We start from the raw sequence: 17,102 nt of genomic DNA, 5'->3' as shown, positions 1-17,102 counted from the left end.
ACGCCAGCGGCCTCATGCAAACGGCATGAACGCCGCGCTGGTCGAGTTTCAGTCAAGCTTGTCCGGCGGTGGCAACTGCTCCGGCTCGGCCGGCGTCTTTGACACGGGCCCAGGCGCTTCGCCTTCCACCGGCACCAGCTTGTATTCCTGGCCCTGCAGGTTCTTGAGGTAGACCTCCATCTGCCGGAACGAGATGTTGATGTGCTCTTTCTTGAACTCGCGGTTGATAAAGCGATTGACCTCGTCGACCACCGGGTTGCGGTCACCCAGGTCGCGCACGTGCATGCGCAGTTCGTGGTCCAGGGTACTTTCGCCGAAGTTCAGGAAGTACACGTGGGGCTCGGGTTCCTTCAACACTCGGGGGTTATCGCGGGCTGCCTTGAGCAGCAGCTCCTTGACCCGGTCCAGGTCCGAACCGTAGTCGACGCCGAGCTTGAGGGTCACGCGGGTGACGGTGTCGGTCAGCGACCAGTTGATCAGTTGTCCGGTGATAAAAGTCTTGTTCGGGACAATGATGTCCTTGCGGTCGAAGTCGGTGATGGTGGTGGCGCGGATACGGATCTTGCTGACCGTGCCCGACAGGGTGCCGATGGTGATGGTGTCGCCGATCCGCACCGGACGTTCGAACAGGATCATGATGCCGGAGATGAAGTTGGCGAAGATTTCCTGCATGCCGAAACCCAGGCCTACCGACAGCGCCGCCACCAGCCACTGCAACTTGTCCCAGCTCACGCCAAGGGTCGAGAGGGTGGAGACAAAGCCGATGCCGGCGATCACGTAGGACAGCAGGGTGGTGGTGGCATAGGCGCTGCCTTGGGCCAGTTCGAGCTTGGACAGCACCAGCACTTCCAGCAGGCCCGGCAGGTTGCGCGCCAGGGCGAAGGTGATACCGATGATCGCCAGGGCCCCGATGACGTTGCCGATGCTGATGGGCACCATGCTCATGGTCGCGCCGGTGCCGCTGGTGTATTCGTAGAGGGTGATGTTGTCCAGGTAGGAGAACACGCTGATCAGGTCCGCCCAGACCCAGTACAGCGCCGCCACGAAACCGCCGAGCAGGGCCAGGCGGATCAGGCGCATGGATTGTTCGTTGACCTGTTCGATGTCCAGGGTCGGCTCTTCGATCAGCGGTTCGCCATCGCCGGCCTCCTTGGCCGCCTGGCGTTTGCTCAGGGCGCGCTGGTAGGCCAGGCGCCGGGCCGCAACCCCGAGGCCGCGAGCGAAGGTCGCTTCAATCACCAGCCAGAGCATCAGCAGGTACAGGGTCTCGATCAGTCGGTCGCTGAGTTTCAGGGCGGTGTAGTAGTAGCCGAAGCACACGGCGATAAACAGCGCGATGGGCATGGCGGTGAAGATCACGCCGACCAGTTTGCGGAACAGCGAGGCACTGCCGCGGTTTGGAGTGCCCAGCAGCAGGCGACTGAGCAGCCAGGCCATCAGGCCGTAACAGGTCAGGACCACGGCGATCCCCAGCACGTCACCGGCCAGCGAGGCCGGTTGCAGCTCGGCGACGGAGACGATGGCCACCAGGGCCAGGACCACGAAACCGAGTCGGCGCACCCAGCCCTGGAGAAATTCGACCTGGGGTTTTTCCCAACGGAAATGCAGTTCGGCCACGCCACCCGGCGCCAGAATCCGGTAGGCGGTGTAGAACACCAGCCAGGCCAGGGCGATTTGCAGCAGCGCGGCGCCGAGGCTGGCGTTCTGGCCGCGGGCGTCGATCTGCAGGGCATAGCCGCACAGGGCCAGCCCGAGGGCGACCGGCATCGCCAGGGCGACGTTGACCAGGATCGCCAGCGGTGTGTGCCACTGGCTGTCGCGTTTGAAGTGGCCGATATCCTTGTGCACCTTGCTCAGGCGCGCATACAGCGACTTGCGCCGCCACAGCAGGGCACCGATCAGCAGCAGCAAGGGCAGGAACAGCAGTGGATGCTGGGCCAGGCCGTCGGTCAGCTCACTGAAACTGGAGGCCCAGGGCAGGGTGGTGACCTGCTTTTGCAGGCGTGCCGGCACGCTTTCTATCCAGTCCAGGTCCAGGGGCTTGTTGCTCGGGATCCAGAACATCTGCTCGTCCAGGGTCGCGCGCAGGCTCTGGGCGGTGCTGAGCAGTTGTTTCTGGTTCAGTTGCAGGGTGATGGATTCGTTGAGCAGGGCGCTCAGTTCGCGGTTCAGGCGCTCGAGCAAGTCGCTACGGGTCACCGCCAGGTCCAGCAGGGTCTTGCGCAGTTGCGCATTGACCTGGTCCGGCGGCTGGGTCGCCAGCAGGTTGTCGACATAGGTGGCCGGGCTGCTGATCAGTTCGCGCTGCTGGTTGACCTCGAACTGATAGAGGCGGATATCGGCGATTTCATCGGCCAGGTTCTTGTCCACTTGCAGCCGCGGCAGGGCCTGTTTCTGCTTGTAGAGAATCTTCGACAGCAACAGGCTGCCCTTGAGCACGCTGATCTGTTCGTCCAGGGCCTGGTCGCTCTGGGTCACGCTGTCGAGCTGCTGTTTGGTCTGCAGGTTCTGCTGGGTCAGTTCGTTGAGACGGTCGGTGCTTTTGAGCAGGTAGTCGGAGAGCTTGAGGTTGGTGGCGCTTTCGGTGGCCAGTACGCTGCTGTCGCCGGCCTTTTGCGCTTCGATGGATTGCTGGGTGACGGTCTGCTGGGACTGGGCCAGGCGCTTCTGGTTGATCAGCGACTGCATGTCCTGGATTTCCTGCTCCAGGCGCGCGGTTTTTTCCATCAGCAGGTCGTGCTGGCTGTTGCCCAGGTCCTGCAATTGGCTGTTGCCGGCCAGTTCCTGGCGGCGCAACAGGATCAGCGCGTTGATCGAGCCCAGCTCGGCGGTCAGCTGGTTGCGCTGGTCGCTGTTGAGGGTCTTGCCGTTGTCCTTGCCCTGCTTGAGGGTGTTGTTGATCTGCTGGATGCGTGTCTGGCTGGTGCTGATTTCCGACTGCGCGCGCTCGGGGCGGGTCTGGGCGGTGATGATCAGGCTGTTGGCATCGGCCAGGGCTTTTTGCAGATCGCCCTGTTGGGTGGTGCGCTCGGTCAGCAGCTGTTCCAGCTGCGACACCGACTGGTTGGCATAACGCTGGGCCACCGGGATCACCTTGGTGACTTTCAGGCGCGCCAGTTCACGCTGGTTTTCGACGGTCTGGCGCGGCGCGTCGGCGACTTGCTGCTTGGTCGCGGCCAGGCGCTTTTCATAGTCGTCCTGATTCGACAGCCAGGTCAGCGTCTGCTGCAGCACCGCTTGCAGGGCCTTTTGATCGGCGTCGGCGAGCTTGCGGTCGGCGATCCTGTCCAGGCTTTGCTGGACCGATGCACTGGTGGGCGGTTCGGCTGCTTGCAACGCGCCGACGGAAAGACTCAGGCCCAGCAGGGCCATGGCAAGAAAAGTGCGCAAGGAAGACATAAGTACCGGTCGAGCAGCGTGAAGAAAGTGGGCAGTTTAGAGGAAGAGACCCGGACCCGGGCGACTTCCTTCGGGGAATCTGACGCCGACTTTGCCGATCTTGTTCCCGTCCATGACCGCGACAGTCCACAGGGTGTTGTTCCACTCCACCTGGTCGCCGACGATGGGCGCGCCGCCGACCTTGTGGGCGATGAAGCTGCCCAGGGGGGTATTCGGGTCGACGCCTTCGAGTTTCAGGCCATAGAGGGCCGAGACCGCGCCCAGCTGGGCGTCGCCTTCGAGCACGAAGTCGCCGAAGAAGCGCAGGTCGAGGCCGCGCTGCGGCGCCTGGCTGAACAGCTTGCCGAGGGCAGGGAGGTTGTGTTCATGGCCGATCACGCAGAGCAGGTCATCGACTTCCAGGGTGGTACTACCCGACGGATGGAGCAGTTGCTGGCCACGGAACAGTGCGGCGATACGCGTACCCTCGGGCATTTTCAACTCGCGCAGGGCGGCGCCGATGCACCATTTTTCAGCGCCCAGGCGATAGACGAACAGCTCCCACTCGCTGGTGACATGCACTTCCAGGGCGGCCCGGGAGATCGGCGCCGGTTCTGGCGGCACCGTGACCTTCAGCAGCTTGGCTACCCACGGCAGGCTGGTGCCTTGCACCAGCAGCGACACCAGCACGATAAAGAACGCCAGGTTGAAGTAGAGCTGTGCGTGGGGCAGGCCGGCCATCAGCGGGAACACCGCAAGAATGATCGGGACCGCGCCGCGCAGGCCGACCCAGGAAATAAACGCCTTTTCCCGGCCATGGAAGGCCTTGAACGGCAGCAGGCCGACCAGCACCGACAGCGGCCGGGCGAACAGGATCATCCACAGGGCCAGGCCGAGGGCCGGCAGGGCGATCGGCAACAGGTCATGGGGCGTGACCAGCAGGCCCAGCACCAGGAACATGCCGATCTGCGCCAGCCAGGCCATGCCGTCGAGCATATGCAGAATGCCGTGGCGACTGCGCACCGGGCGGTTGCCGATCACCAGGCCGCACAGGTACACGGCGAGGAAGCCGCTGCCGTGCAGGGCGTTGGTCAGGGCGAAGACCACCAGGCCGCCGCTGATCACCAGGATCGGGTAGAGGCCGTTGGCCAGGTTGATGCGGTTGACCAGTTGCAGCATCAGCCAGCCACCACCGAGGCCGATGATGCCGCCGATGCCGAATTCGCGAATCAGGTGGCCGAGCAGGCTCCAGTGCAGGCCGGTCTGGCCGCTGGCGAGCATGTCGATCAGGGTCACGGTAAGGAACACCGCCATCGGGTCGTTACTGCCCGACTCGATTTCCAGGCTGGCGGTGACCCGTTCGTTCAGGCCCTTGCCGCCCAGCAGCGAGAACACCGCGGCGGCGTCCGTGGAACCGACGATGGCGCCGATCAGCAGGCCCTGGATGATATTCAGGTTGAACAGCCAGGCGGCGGCCATGCCGGTCAGCCCGGTGGTGATCAGCACCCCGACGGTGGCCAGCGACAACGCCGGCCACAACGCCACGCGGAAACTCGCGACCCGCGTGCGCAGGCCTCCGTCGAGCAGGATCACGGCGAGGGCGAGGTTACCCACCAGGTAGGCGGTGGGGTAGTTGTCGAAGATGATGCCGCCGCCGTCGACGCCGGCGGTCATGCCCACGGCGAGGATGATCACCAGGATCGGGATGCCGAGGCGCGAGGACAGCGAGCTCACCAGGATACTTGCGCCTACCAGCAACGCGCCGATCAAGAACAGGCTGTTGATGGTCGTCGCATTCAAAGGCAGTACTCCAGGAAAGCTTGCAAAGGCTGGGCGCAGACTGACCATGCAGTCTGCGTGCCAGCGATTCTAACCTGTTGAAATGTACCGCTGTCAAAAGCTTTAGAACCAGGCGTCCTGCATCGACAGGCAGGTATCGTCCCGCGCTTCGAGAATGGCCAGCTCATGATGGCAGCCAGGCACTTCCCAGGTGAGGAAGTAGCGCGCGGCTTGCAGCTTGCCTTTGTAGAACGGCAGGTCCGCCGGATTGCCCCTGGCCAGGCCTTCCTCGGCGCGCACCGCCTGTTCCAGCCAGCGCCAGCCAATCACCGTGTGGCCGAACGCCTTGAGGTACAGCGCCGAGTTGGCGAGGCTGTTGTTGACCTTGCCCTGGGCCAGGTCGGTCAGCAGGCCGAGGGTCACGCTTTGCAGGCGTGCGACCAGATCCTCCAGCGGCTGGCGCAGGGTATCCAGGGAGGAATAGGCGGCGGCGCGCTTGGCGGTGTCGGCGATCAGTCGGATCAGCTGCTTCAAGCCGGCCCCGCCGTTCTGCGCCAGCTTGCGCCCCAGCAGGTCGAGGGACTGGATGCCGTGGGTGCCTTCGTGAATCGGGTTCAGCCGGTTGTCGCGGTAGTACTGTTCCACCGGGTATTCGCGGGTGTAGCCGTGGCCGCCGAGAATCTGGATCGCCAGTTCATTGGCCTTGAGGCAGAACTCCGAGGGCCAGGATTTGACGATGGGAGTCAGCAGGTCGAGCAGTTCATGGGCCTGGCGGCGCTCTATCTCGGAGGTCAGTGTGGTGGTGTCATCGAACAGCCGCGCGGCGTACAGGCCGAGATCGAAGGCGCCTTCGACATAGGCCTTCTGGGTCAGCAACATGCGCTTGACGTCGGCGTGCTGGACGATCGAAACCGGCGCGGTGCTCGGGTCCTTGCTGTCGGGCAGGCGGCCCTGGGGGCGTTCCCGGGCGTACTCCAGGGAATACAGGTAACCGGCATAGCCGAGCATCACCGCGCCCATGCCGACGCCGATCCGCGCTTCGTTCATCATCTGGAACATGCAGCTCAGGCCCTGGTGCGGCTTGCCCACCAGATAGCCGACACAGTTGCCGTTATCGCCGAAGTTCAGCGCCGTGGAGGTGGTGCCGCGCCAGCCCATCTTGTGGAACAGCCCGGCCAGCAGCACATCGTTGCGCGGGCCGAGGCTGCCGTCGTCGTTGACCAGGAACTTGGGCACGATAAACAGCGAGATGCCCTTCACTCCGGGCGGGGCGTCCGGCAGTTTTGCCAGAACCATGTGCACGATATTTTCCGATAGCGGGTGGTCGCCGCCGGAAATAAAGATCTTGTTGCCCTTGAGCCGGTAGCTGCCGTCGGCGGCCGGTTCGGCGCGAGTGCGGATATCCGACAGCGAAGAGCCAGCGTGGGGCTCGGTCAGGGCCATGGTGCCAAAGAAGCGGCCGTCGATCATCGGTTGCAGGAAGCGGCGCTTTTGCTCGTCGCTGCCGAAGCTCTCGATCAGGTTCGCCGCGCCCATGGTCAGGAACGGGTAGGAGGTCGAGGCGGCGTTGGCCGACTGGAAGTGGGCGAAACAGGCCTGGGACAGCAGGGTCGGCAGTTGCATGCCGCCATCTTCGAAACTGCGCGCTGCGTTGAGAAAGCCGGCTTCGAGGAAGGCGTCGACAGCGGGTTTCACTTCGGGGATCAGGATGGCTTCGCCGTTTTCGTAGCGCGGTTCGTTTTCGTCGTTCTTGCGGTTGTGCGGAGCGAAGAATTTCTCGGCGATGGTGCGGGCGGTGCCGATGGCGGCGTCGAAGGTTTCCCGGGAGTGTTCGGCGAATCGCTCGCGCTGGGTCAGGCCCTCGGCATCGAGGACTTCGTACAGCTCGAAAGCCAGATTGCGGGAACTGAGCAGCATCTCGGACATGGCGGCCTACCTGTGGGGGAGTGCGCCGAGTCTAGGCGGCTGAATAAGCGGTGCCTAGCAAGATTGATGTGGGTGATGGAGGGGCAGAATTCAGGGAGGTGTGTTGTCTGGGCCGGCCTATTCGCGGGCAAGCCCTGCTCCTACAGTTTTTTGTCATCCTCTGATTTTGTGTACGACACAGGACTGTAGGAGCAGGGCTTGCCCGCGAAGGCGATTTTCCGCTGGGTGAAGTCGTCAGGCCTGGCACCCATTGCGGAGCCAGACCTTCCGCCCGGCTTAACCGATGGTCATCAAGCTGGCGTTACCGCCCGCCGCCGCGGTGTTGACGCTCAACGCCCGCTCGATCACCAGGCGCTCCAGTGCAATGCCGGTTTCGCCCTGGGACAAACCGTGCACACCGACAATCGCGCCGCTACGTTGGGCAATCTGCTGGCAGACCCCGCGCAACTGGTCGGAATGGCCGTGATGCAGCACCGCGTCGAACAGCACCTCGTCCTTGGTCCAGTCGGCCACGCGCTGGATGCGCGCCTGCACTTCTTTCGGCAAGCGCCCGTAGAGCGCCTTGGCCGATTCGCCTTCCGGCCAGACCGCCGAGCCGCCCACGGCCAATACCGCCGCCAGTTGCGTCAGCAGGTCGCCTTCGATGTCCGCCAGGCACAGCACATGCTCGCGAGGCAGGATGGCGTAGCTGTTGCGCTCGCCGGTCGGGCCGTTGAGCACTCGGGTAATCCCGCTTTGCGACTGCGCCGCAAAGGCCGCGCACAGCGCATCGAGGTCCGCCAGCTTCTGGCTCTCGGCCCAGGCCTGCAGGGCGTGGAGCGGCTTGAACAAAGCTTCGCGCAGACGCAGATCCGGTGCGGCCAGGGCGTCGCCCCGAGCAAAGGACTGTTCGATGGCATCCGTTGGCCGGGTCGACAGCAGGCGATACAGGTACAGCGGCCCACCGGCTTTCGGCCCGGTGCCCGACAAGCCTTCGCCACCGAATGGTTGCACGCCGACCACGGCGCCGACGATATTGCGGTTCACATAGACGTTACCGGCGTGGACATTGTCGATCACCTTGGCAATGGTCTCGTCGATGCGGGTGTGTACGCCGAGGGTCAGGCCGTAGCCGGAGGCATTGATCTGGGCGATCAACTGGTCGATATCCTTGCGCTTGTAGCGCACCACGTGCAGCACCGGGCCGAAGATCTCCCGCTGCAGTTCGTCGAGGCTTTCCAGTTCGATCAGGGTCGGCATCACGAAGGTGCCGCGCTTGCATTCCTCGCCTTCGGCGATGGCCACCTGATAGACGGTGCGGCCTTTGTCGCGCATGGCCTGGATATGTTTCTCGATACCGGCCTTGGCTTCGGCATCGATCACCGGACCGATATCCACCGACAGGCGTTCCGGGTTGCCCAGGCGGCATTCGGCCATGGCGCCCTTGAGCATTTCGATCACGCGGTCGGCGGAATCTTCCTGCAGGCACAGTACACGCAGGGCTGAGCAACGTTGGCCGGCGCTGTCGAAGGCCGAGGACACGACGTCGATCACCACCTGTTCGGTCAGCGCCGAGGAGTCGACGATCATCGCGTTCTGCCCGCCGGTTTCGGCGATCAGCGGAATCGGTCGGCCCTGGGTATCCAGGCGACCGGCGACATTGCGTTGCAGCAGGCGCGCCACTTCGGTGGAACCGGTGAACATCACCCCCTTGACCCGCTCATCGCCCACCAGCCGTGCGCCGACGGTTTCACCGCGGCCTGGCAGCAGTTGCACCACGCCTTCGGGAATCCCGGCTTCGAGCAGCAGGCGCACGGCCTGGGCGGCGATCAGCGGGGTCTGTTCGGCGGGCTTGGCGAGTACCGGGTTACCGGCCGCCAATGCTGCAGCCACCTGGCCGCTGAAGATCGCCAGCGGGAAGTTCCACGGGCTGATGCAGACCACCGGGCCCAGCGGGCGGTGGGCGTCGTTGCTGAAATCGTTGCGCGCCTGCACCGCGTAGTAACGCAGGAAGTCCACGGCTTCACGGACTTCGGCGATGGCGTTGGCGAAGGTCTTGCCGGCTTCGCGGACCAGCAGGCCCATCAGCAGCTGGATCTCGCCTTCCATCAGGTCGGCGGCGCGTTCCAGGATGGCCGCCCGTTCGGTGGGCGGGGTAGCCTGCCAGATCGGCGCGGCGTTCAGGGCGCACTGGATCGCATTGTCGGCATCTTCGGCAGTGGCTTCCTGGACATAACCGACCAGGTCGCGATGGTCCGATGGGTTGAGCACTGGCACCGGGGTTTCGCTGCTGGCGACACAGCCCAGCAGCGGCACGGCTTTCCAGTCATTGTGGGCGCTGGCCAGCAGGGCGCAGGAAAGCGATGCCAGGCGATGCTCGTTGGCCATGTCGATGCCGGCGGAGTTGGCCCGGTCACGACCGTAAAGGTCACGCGGCAGCGGAATACGCGGGTGTGGCAGGCCGAAGCCGCCTTCCAGGGTCGCCATCTGCTCGATGCTGGCCACCGGATCGGCCACCAGCTCCTGGATCGAGATGGACTGGTCGGCGATACGGTTGACGAAGGAGGTGTTGGCGCCGTTTTCCAGCAGGCGACGGACCAGGTAGGCCAGCAGGGTTTCATGGGTGCCGACCGGCGCATACACCCGGCACGGACGGTTCAGCTTGCCTTCGGAAACCTTGCCTACTACCTGTTCGTACAGTGGTTCGCCCATGCCGTGGAGGCACTGGAATTCGTACTGGCCCGGGTAATAGTTCTGCCCGGCGATATGGTAGATGGCCGACAGAGTGTGGGCGTTGTGGGTGGCGAACTGCGGGTAGATGACTTCCGGTACCGACAGCAGCTTGCGTGCGCAGGCAATGTAGGAAACGTCGGTGTAGACCTTGCGGGTGTAGACCGGATAGCCCTCCAGGCCTTCGACCTGGGCGCGCTTGATCTCGCTGTCCCAGTACGCGCCCTTGACCAGGCGGATCATCAGGCGATGGCGGCTGCGACGGGCCAGGTCGATGACGTAGTCGATCACATAGGGGCAGCGTTTCTGGTAGGCCTGGATCACGAAGCCGATGCCGTTCCAGCCGCTCAGCTGCGGTTCGAAGCACAGGCGTTCGAGCAGGTCGAGGGACAGTTCGAGGCGGTCGGCCTCTTCGGCGTCGATATTCAGGCCGATATCGTATTGCTTGGCCAGCAGGGTCAGTGCCAGCAGGCGCGGGTACAGCTCGTCCATCACCCGTTCGTACTGGGCGCGGCTGTAGCGCGGGTGCAGGGCCGACAGCTTGATCGAGATGCCCGGGCCTTCGTAGATGCCGCGACCGTGGGAAGCCTTGCCGATGGAGTGGATGGCCTGCTCGTAGGACGCCAGGTATTTCTGCGCGTCGTGCTCGGTCAGGGCCGCTTCGCCGAGCATGTCGTAGGAATAGCGGAAGCCCTTGGCTTCGAAGCGGCTGGCGTTGGCCAGGGCTTCGGCGATGGTTTCGCCGGTGACGAACTGTTCGCCCATCAGGCGCATGGCCATGTCGACGCCCTTGCGGATCATCGGTTCGCCGCTCTTGCCGATGATGCGGCTCAGGGACGAGGTCAGGCCGGTTTCGTTATGGGTGGCGACCAGCTTGCCGGTCAGCAGCAGGCCCCAGGTGGCGGCATTGACGAACAGCGACGGGCTGTTGCCCAGGTGCGGTTGCCAGTTGCCGGTGCTGATCTTGTCGCGGATCAGCGCGTCGCGGGTACCTTTGTCCGGGATACGCAGCAGGGCTTCGGCCAGGCACATCAGCGCCACGCCTTCCTGGGACGACAGGGAGAACTCCTGCAACAGGCCCTGAACAATCCCGGCACGGCCGCCGGCGCTCTTCTGGTTGCGCAGTTTTTCGGCAATCGAGGCGGCGAGCTTGTGGGTGGCGTCGGCCATGGCTGCCGGCAGGCGTGCCTGCTCCAGCAGCATCGGCACCACTTCCGGCTCCGGACGGCGGTAGGCGGCGGTAATGGCGGCGCGCAGTACCGATTGCGGGAGGATGCTTTCGGCGAATTCGAGGAAGCACTGATGGGCGTGGTCGCTCGGAACGTCACCGCTGTCATCGGCGTCGCCACGGGACGAACCGTTGATTTCACCCGGGGTTGCACCGCTCTCGAGCTTTTCCAGGTAGTTGAAAATGGCTTGCTTGATCAGCCAATGGGGGGTGCGGTCAATCGAGTGGGCCGCGGCCTTCAGGCGCTCACGGGTCGGGTCGTCGAGTTTGACCCCAAGGGTGGTCGTAGCCATTTTCTTATCCTCATGGTTACCACGATGGCGTGGCATCAGCTGGCGGAAAGAGTAGCGCTGGCTCGATCGAGGTGCAACCGGGTGCAACCCTTTTTTTGCAGGAAAAAACGGCGGCAGATCAGGAATTATTTTCCCACTTGTACTTGGCGCCTTCAGTCCGGGGTTTTCCGGGGGGCAGGGGCATTTCTCGCACTGAAAAAGGGCGGGAAATCGTCGGAAAATACGCAAAATTCAATAGGTGCAACTTATTCGGGCGAAATGGGTTGCACCTTATTCGGTTTGTTGAATAGCATTCGCCGCCGCAGTGCAACCTCCTACGTGCGGTAGGTCGTGGCTGGCGATTTTCCTGAGGAAATATCGGTCATAAATGCCTGCTGCGTTTAATCGTCTGACAAACATCATGCTTTGCGTCGGTCGGACCGTCGCTCAATAAAAACAATGCCAGGGATTTTTCAATGAGTGTAAGCAACCCCACCCTGATCACGTTCGTGATCTATATCGCCGCCATGGTGCTGATCGGCCTGATGGCTTATCGCTCGACCAATAACCTCTCCGATTACATTCTCGGCGGCCGCAGCCTTGGCAGCGTTGTCACCGCGTTGTCGGCCGGCGCTTCCGATATGAGCGGCTGGTTGCTGATGGGTTTGCCCGGTGCGATCTACCTGTCGGGGCTGTCGGAAAGCTGGATCGCCATCGGCCTGATTGTCGGGGCCTACCTGAACTGGCTGTTCGTCGCCGGGCGCCTGCGGGTACAGACCGAGCACAATGGCGATGCGCTGACCCTGCCGGACTATTTCTCCAGTCGTTTCGAGGATCACAGCGGCCTGCTGCGGATCATTGCCGCGGTGGTGATCCTGGTGTTCTTCACCATCTACTGTGCGTCGGGCATCGTTGCCGGGGCGCGGTTGTTCGAAAGCACTTTCGGCATGTCCTACGAAACGGCCTTGTGGGCCGGCGCGGCGGCGACCATTGCCTACACCTTTATTGGTGGTTTCCTGGCAGTCAGCTGGACCGATACCGTGCAAGCCACGCTGATGATCTTCGCGCTGATCCTGACGCCGATCATCGTGCTGCTGGCCACTGGCGGCGTCGATACCACCTTCCTGGCCATTGAAGCCAAGGATCCGGCCAACTTCGACATGCTCAAGGGCACCACTTTCGTCGGCATTCTCTCGCTGATGGGCTGGGGCCTGGGCTACTTCGGCCAGCCGCATATCCTGGCGCGCTTCATGGCGGCGGATTCGGTCAAGTCGATTGCCAAGGCCCGGCGCATCTCCATGAGCTGGATGATCCTCTGCCTGGGCGGCACCGTGGCGGTGGGCTTCTTCGGCATTGCCTATTTCTCGGCACATCCCGAGGTGGCTGGCCCCGTGGGTGAGAACCATGAGCGGGTGTTTATCGAGTTGGCGAAGATTCTGTTCAATCCGTGGGTTGCGGGTGTGCTGCTGTCGGCGATCCTGGCGGCGGTGATGAGTACTTTGAGCTGCCAGTTACTGGTGTGCTCCAGCGCCCTGACCGAGGACTTCTACAAGACCTTCCTGCGTAAGTCGGCTTCCCAGCGCGAGCTGGTCTGGGTCGGTCGTGCCATGGTGTTGTTGGTGGCACTGGTGGCCATCGCCCTCGCGGCCAATCCGGAAAACCGTGTGCTGGGCCTGGTGAGCTACGCCTGGGCCGGTTTTGGTGCGGCGTTCGGTCCGGTGGTGCTGATCTCGGTGATCTGGAAGGACATGACCCGCAATGGCGCGCTGGCCGGGATTCTGGTGGGGGCAATCACGGTGATCGTCTGGAAGCACTTCAATCTGCTGGGGCTGTACGAAATTATTCCAGGCTTTATCTTCGCCAGTCTGGCGATCTATATCGTCAGCCGGATGGGGACGCCCTCGGCGCTGATGCTGCGGCGCTTCGACGCGGCAGAGAAGCAATTCCGCCTGGAGCACTGATCGAAGATGGGCTGAAGCCCTGAACGCTTAGCGGCCCGTCTCCCTGGAGGCGGGCCGTTTTGCTTTAAGCGCGTAGCGCTTGTTGCAGGTCTTCGAGGATATCCTCGATCGCCTCGATGCCAACGGACAGGCGGATCATTTCCGGTTTCACGCCGGCCTTGGCCTGCTCTTGCTCGTTCATTTGCCGGTGGGTGGTGGAGGCCGGGTGGCAGGCCAGGGACTTGGCGTCGCCGATATTCACCAGGCGCTTGAAGATCTGCAGTGCATCGTAGAAACGCACACCGGCTGCATAGCCTCCCTTGAGGCCGAACGAGAGGATCGCCGAAGGCTTGCCCTTCATGTATTTGAGCGCCAGTTCATGGTGCGGGTGGTCCGGCAGGCCGGCGTAACTGACCCAGGCCACTTGCTCGTGGGCCTTGAGGAACTGCGCCACCTTGAGCGCGTTCTCGGTATGCCGCTCCATGCGCAAGGCCAGGGTTTCCAGGCCTTGTAGTAGCAGGAAGGCGTTCATCGGCGCCAGGGCCGCGCCGGTATTGCGCAATGGTACGGTGCGGGCTCGGGCGATAAACGCCGCAGGACCGAATTTTTCCGTGTAGACCACGCCGTGATAGGCGGCCTCCGGGGTGTTCAGGCCGGGGAATTTTTCCGGGTAGTCGGCCCAGGGGAAGGTGCCGGCATCGACAATCACCCCGCCCAGGGAGTTGCCGTGGCCGCCGACGTACTTGGTCACCGAGTGCACGACGATATCGGCACCAAACTCGATCGGCTTGCACAGGATCGGCGTCGCCACGGTGTTGTCGACCATCAGTGGTACGCCGCGGGCATGGGCAACCTCGGCGAAGCGCTGGAGATCGACGATATTGCCCGCCGGATTACCGATACTTTCGCAATAGACCAGCTTGGTGTTCTCGTCGATCAGTTCGGCGATGGCTTCGGGTGAGTCGTCGCGGGCGAAGCGCACATCGACACCGAAACTCGGCAGCAGGTGGGCGAAGAGGGTGTAGGTACCGCCGTAGAGCTGCGGTGTGGAGACGATATTGTCGCCGGCGCGGGTCAGGGTCTGGATCGCGTAGTGGATCGCGGCGCTGCCGGCGGACACCGCCAACCCGGCGATCCCGCCTTCGAGGGCGGCGAGGCGCTGTTCCAGCACGTCGTTGGTGGGGTTCATGATCCGGGTGTAGATATTGCCCGGGACATCCAGGTTGAACAGGTCGGCGCCGTGCTGGGCGTTATCGAATTCGAAGGCGACGTTCTGGTAGATGGGCACGGCCACGGCCTTGGTGGTCGGGTCCGACTTGAAACCGTGATGGAGCGCAATCGTTGCGTCTTTCATAAAGTCTCGACTCAGTGGAATTCCATTAATGAGCACTGCCAGGCAGGTGCGGTCGCTTAATGGTCTCGTGTGTCTGAGTCGCCAATGACCTTGGGTGCTGCGCCCGTGGTCGGACCGCAAACCGGCGCGCCAGTGTCCGATACTGGCGCGCAATCGGCAAGTGGCCGGATTAAGCCAGCTCGTTGTCCGCCTGATTGACGAAGATCAGCACCCCGAGGATAGCCATGTAGAACTTGAAGGCCGGCTCCTGGCCATTCCAGGTCTGCGATTGCCACATCAGGAACCATTCGCCGCCGACTACCATGAAACCGAAGAACCAGACCAGGAAGCCGACGGTTGCGCCGCCGATGACCCACTGCTTCGCCTGGGCGAAGCTGGCGGCGTCGCGTTTGCGCGCTTGCCAGAGTGACCACGCGCCACGGGCCAGCAGCACCGCGGTCAGGCCTTCGCCGAAGATGATCAGCCAATAGGCGGCGTGCCAGAGCGCGGGGGTGGTGATCGCGCGGTACATCGCGGCATTGTCCGGGAAGGTGGTGTCCATGCTCAGTACATGGCGGACAAAGGCGAAGTTGGAACCGTAGTCGGTGATATTGTTGAACGTGACCATGAAGGCGAAGGCTGCGAGGGCCAGGGTGAGGGCGATCTTGGCGTAGCGGCTGGTCATTGCTCGGATCCTTCTTTCCGATAGGCGGGAAAATGACCTTATCACTGCCCGGCCCCAGGAATATGTCAGACACTTCCGATGCCGCCGGTACGCTGCGACCTGACGTACGCCCGGGCACAAGGTAAACTTCGCCTCCTTCGCAGGAGTCGCCATGAACTACCGTCACGCCTTCCACGCCGGCAATCACGCCGACGTCTTGAAACACCTGATCCTGACCCGCCTGATTGCCCTGATGGCGCGCAAGGAGCAGCCGTTCGCCTATATCGACAGTCACGCCGGCATTGGCCTGTACGACCTCAAGGGCGACCAGGCCAGCCGCACCGGCGAATACCTGGAGGGGATCGCCCGCTTGTGGGGCGAGCAGGCGTTGCCGGCGGTGACCGCCGACTACATGCGTGTGCTGCACGAGATGAACCCGGATGGCGAATTGCGCTACTACCCGGGCTCGCCGGAGCTGGCGCGACGCCTGACCCGTGAGCGCGAGCGGATCCTGCTCAACGAGAAGCACCCGGAAGACGGCAAGCTGCTCAAGGACAATATGAAGGGCGACCGGCGCGTGGCGGTGCATCTGGGCGAAGGCTGGCATGTGGCGCGGGCCTTGCTGCCGGTAGCAGAGAAGCGTGCGGTGCTGCTGATCGATCCGCCGTTCGAACAGCTGGATGAGATGCAGCGCTGTGCGGCATCGCTCAAGGAAGCCATCGGGCGTATGCGCCAGGCGGTGGCGGCGATCTGGTATCCGATCAAGGATCAGCGCGCCCTGAAGCGCTTCTATCAGGATCTGGCTGGTAGCGGTGCGCCGAAATTGCTGCGGGTGGAATTGCTGGTGCATCCGCTGGATACGCCGGCGAGCCTGAACGGTTCGGGCCTGGCGATTGCCAATCCGCCGTGGGGGCTGGAAGAGGAGCTGCGGGAGTTGTTGCCGTGGCTGGCGCAGAAGCTGGGGCAGACCCAGGGTGATTGGCGGATGGATTGGCTGATTGCCGAGTAAGTCGGCGGCTTTGGGTTTTCCCCGATGTTCTGAGCACATCGGAACCTGTGGGAGCGGAGCTTGCCCGCGAAGCTTTTGGCGCTCTTGAGGGCCTCTTCGCTGGCAAGCCAGGCTCCTACAGGTCTGTGGTGTCCGCAAAACCTGTGTCCGACGCCGGGTGCTGAATCAGATCGGGCAGGTCACGCCCGTGCCGCGAATCCCGCAATAGCCTTCGGGGTTCTTCGCCAGATACTGCTGGTGATAGGCCTCGGCATAGAAGAAGGTCGGCGCTTCGTCGATTTCCGTGGTGATAGTGCCATGCCCGGCCTTGCTCAGTTCGGCCTGGTACAGCTGCTTGCTCTTCAGCGCCGCTTCCAACTGATCCGGTTTGGTGGCGTAGATCACCGAGCGGTACTGGCTGCCGATGTCGTTGCCCTGGCGCATGCCCTGGGTCGGATCGTGCAGTTCCCAGAACAGCGCGAGCAGTTGCTCGTAGCTGACGATTTCCGGTTCATACACCACCAGAACCACTTCGCTATGGCCGGTCAGGCCCGAGCAGACTTCTTCGTAGGTCGGGTTCGGCGTGAAACCGCCGGCGTAACCCACCGAGGTGCTGTACACCCCTTCACGTTGCCAGAAGCGTCGTTCCGCGCCCCAGAAGCAACCCAGGCCGAAAATCGCGAATTCCACGTTGCCGGGGAAGGGCCCCAGCAGCGGGTTGCCGTTGACGAAATGCTTTTCCGGCACGCTCATCGGGGTTTCGCGGCCAGGCAGAGCTTGTTCTTTGGTTGGGAGCACGTTTTTGTTCACCAGTATTTCCGAGCGCAAGACCATGTCACAGTCCTCTCAGTCAGGTTGGGATAAGCGATACAGTAGGATAGACCG

General features: G+C 63.1%; 9 protein-coding genes. 2 read left to right on the top strand and 7 right to left on the bottom strand.

Annotated features, from left to right (window positions below; all coding sequences use genetic code 11):
• Positions 1-48 precede the first annotated feature (48 nt).
• From mscK to putA, 4 genes are all read right to left on the bottom strand, one after another.
• Positions 49-3,399 carry a mechanosensitive channel MscK gene (gene mscK / locus M5B42_RS06505; protein WP_248745327.1) on the bottom strand — a complete coding sequence of 1,117 codons (3,351 nt, stop codon included), beginning with the start codon at positions 3,397-3,399 and terminating at the stop codon, positions 49-51.
• Between the two features lie 36 nt (positions 3,400-3,435).
• The gene (locus tag M5B42_RS06500) at positions 3,436-5,178 is read right to left on the bottom strand and encodes a potassium/proton antiporter (protein ID WP_103498018.1); all 1,743 of its coding nucleotides are present in this window, start codon (positions 5,176-5,178) and stop codon (positions 3,436-3,438) included.
• 102 nt (positions 5,179-5,280) lie between these two features.
• Positions 5,281-7,083, bottom strand: coding sequence for an acyl-CoA dehydrogenase (locus M5B42_RS06495; protein ID WP_248745326.1), 1,803 nt, complete (start codon positions 7,081-7,083; stop codon positions 5,281-5,283).
• 276 nt (positions 7,084-7,359) lie between these two features.
• Complete coding sequence (gene putA, locus M5B42_RS06490; protein ID WP_248745325.1) at positions 7,360-11,313, bottom strand: trifunctional transcriptional regulator/proline dehydrogenase/L-glutamate gamma-semialdehyde dehydrogenase; 3,954 nt, start codon at positions 11,311-11,313, stop codon at positions 7,360-7,362.
• Positions 11,314-11,768: 455 nt separating this feature from the next.
• Here putA and putP point away from each other — a divergent pair, with 455 nt between their 5' ends.
• Positions 11,769-13,253, top strand: coding sequence for a sodium/proline symporter PutP (gene putP / locus M5B42_RS06485; protein ID WP_248745324.1), 1,485 nt, complete (start codon positions 11,769-11,771; stop codon positions 13,251-13,253).
• A 64-nt stretch (positions 13,254-13,317) separates the two neighbouring features.
• Here putP and M5B42_RS06480 read toward each other — a convergent pair whose 3' ends face one another.
• Together M5B42_RS06480 and M5B42_RS06475 are read right to left on the bottom strand one after the other, a co-directional pair.
• Complete coding sequence (locus tag M5B42_RS06480) at positions 13,318-14,586, bottom strand: O-acetylhomoserine aminocarboxypropyltransferase/cysteine synthase family protein (protein WP_103498022.1); 1,269 nt, start codon at positions 14,584-14,586, stop codon at positions 13,318-13,320.
• 169 nt (positions 14,587-14,755) lie between these two features.
• Positions 14,756-15,250, bottom strand: coding sequence for a DUF2165 domain-containing protein (locus M5B42_RS06475; protein WP_248745323.1), 495 nt, complete (start codon positions 15,248-15,250; stop codon positions 14,756-14,758).
• Between the two features lie 151 nt (positions 15,251-15,401).
• Between M5B42_RS06475 and rlmJ the strand changes: the two genes are divergently transcribed.
• Positions 15,402-16,238 (top strand): 23S rRNA (adenine(2030)-N(6))-methyltransferase RlmJ, encoded by an 837-nt coding sequence (gene rlmJ / locus M5B42_RS06470; protein WP_248745322.1) that lies wholly within the window; start codon positions 15,402-15,404, stop codon positions 16,236-16,238.
• Between the two features lie 165 nt (positions 16,239-16,403).
• Here rlmJ and msrA read toward each other — a convergent pair whose 3' ends face one another.
• Positions 16,404-17,051, bottom strand: coding sequence for a peptide-methionine (S)-S-oxide reductase MsrA (msrA, locus tag M5B42_RS06465; protein WP_248745321.1), 648 nt, complete (start codon positions 17,049-17,051; stop codon positions 16,404-16,406).
• Between the last annotated feature and the right edge of the window lie 51 nt (positions 17,052-17,102).

Origin of the sequence: Pseudomonas sp. MWU12-2037 (assembly GCF_023242345.1) — a bacterium.
Lineage (GTDB): Bacteria > Pseudomonadota > Gammaproteobacteria > Pseudomonadales > Pseudomonadaceae > Aquipseudomonas > Aquipseudomonas gingeri_D.
This window is presented reverse-complemented; position numbering and strand designations above follow the sequence as displayed.

Bases quoted from the DNA above. Each gene is read 5' to 3' on its own strand.
- rlmJ (WP_248745322.1), top strand. From the start codon at position 15,402: ATGAACTACCGTCACGCCTTCCACGCCGGCAATCACGCCGACGTCTTG.
- msrA (WP_248745321.1), bottom strand. From the start codon at position 17,051: ATGGTCTTGCGCTCGGAAATACTGGTGAACAAAAACGTGCTCCCAACC.
- M5B42_RS06480 (WP_103498022.1), bottom strand. From the start codon at position 14,586: ATGAAAGACGCAACGATTGCGCTCCATCACGGTTTCAAGTCGGACCCG.
- M5B42_RS06475 (WP_248745323.1), bottom strand. From the start codon at position 15,250: ATGACCAGCCGCTACGCCAAGATCGCCCTCACCCTGGCCCTCGCAGCC.
- putP (WP_248745324.1), top strand. From the start codon at position 11,769: ATGAGTGTAAGCAACCCCACCCTGATCACGTTCGTGATCTATATCGCC.
- putA (WP_248745325.1), bottom strand. From the start codon at position 11,313: ATGGCTACGACCACCCTTGGGGTCAAACTCGACGACCCGACCCGTGAG.
- M5B42_RS06495 (WP_248745326.1), bottom strand. From the start codon at position 7,083: ATGTCCGAGATGCTGCTCAGTTCCCGCAATCTGGCTTTCGAGCTGTAC.
- mscK (WP_248745327.1), bottom strand. From the start codon at position 3,399: ATGTCTTCCTTGCGCACTTTTCTTGCCATGGCCCTGCTGGGCCTGAGT.